Here is a 1,336-nt window from a genome sequence, read left to right on the forward strand (position 1 = left end):
ATAGACCACGTACACCACGAGCCGCCGACCATCCCGAGGAAACACCCCCGGCTGAACCACCCTCGACACCGTCACCGTTGACCTCCTCCACGCACCACAGAGCGCGCGCGACCCACCATCCGGCGCCCGAGCTTCAGCACGGCGCGCGCTACTCGTCCTAATGGGTGCACGATAGGGTCCACCCGGGTGACGAGATCCGAATGATTGGTGCGCATATACATGCGGATAAAGGCCACGGCGCCTCCTATACCGGCCCAGCCAGCCCGATGCAGGAACTGGATCTGCTCCACCGGATAGCCCGGCGTTGTGGATGCCAGCTGGTCGATCTTGTACTCGAGCGACAGGTGGCTGAGCGCAGCATGCTCACCGTTGACCACGGTTCTGGTGTGGTACCCGAGCTCGCCGGCGGCGTATGACACGAGCCGTTCAAGAACCCTCTGGAGGTCGGGGATCTTCTTCTTCGACTGGTCCCTGAAGTCGTCGTAGGTGAAAGGGGCGTCGGCCAGAAGCCTTAGCGCTTCGGGCCGGGCTATCCACATTCCGCCCAGGGGCGCTAGTGGCGACACGCCGTCAAAGGGAACCTCGATTCCCAGTTCTTTGCATACGTCATGTGCACGCCCGCGGTACCAGGACCATCCTTGGCCGACGGTCGCGTACGAGATGTGGATGGTAGGAGGGTAGACGATCCCGAGTCCACTCTCCTGCTGGAACAATGCCAGCAGATTCCGGGCATAACCCGCGCTGCCGAGCAGGTTCTCCGTCTGGTGCCGTCGGAAGTACAACTCCGAGTTCAGACCGCGATGCACCGGCGTCCGGTCGTGAAGCTTCACGACCAGGTCGTACCGTCCAGGAGCCAGCACGTCGCGGCAAGCAATGAGCAGAGCACTCATGTCTCTCCCGTCGCCGGATGGCACCAGCCGGACGTCGCGGTGAGCGAGCAAGGACCGGGGGATATCCGCCAGCAGCGCTTCGATGGGCCCCACTTCGTCCGGATCGGGAGTGGTGATCACTACGTCGATCGGGCTCGGGAGATGGGCGAGGAGATCCAAGATCCGCCGGGCCTTGGCCGGTCGAAGAAGGTGCACGATGGCGACGATGCGGAAGGGGCGAGCTGGATCGTACGAGTGATCGATGTCAGAAAGCACTTCCAACATGCCGAGGTCCGCATTCATGACCCTTGGCGGGATCGTCCGTGCAAGGTTCTGCAGGATGTGGCTCGTCGGGTACCCGTAACCTTCAAACCCCTGGAGAATTTCCCGCCCGATCACCGCGTGGCGGTCGAGGAATGGCGGCCAGTGGAAGAAGGGCCGCCTCTTGAGCACCGGGCACCCGTCGC

General features: G+C 63.2%; 1 protein-coding gene. It reads right to left on the reverse strand.

All coding sequences use genetic code 11. The features are described 5' to 3' along the window. Nucleotides 1–71: 71 nt before the first annotated feature. Nucleotides 72–1,336: rhamnan synthesis F family protein (locus tag AC2DFQ_RS15995; RefSeq protein ID WP_484534578.1), on the reverse strand; the 1,265-nt coding region annotated here is incomplete at its 5' end.

It is taken from the genome of Microbacterium sp. Z11_20 (genome assembly GCF_057197605.1).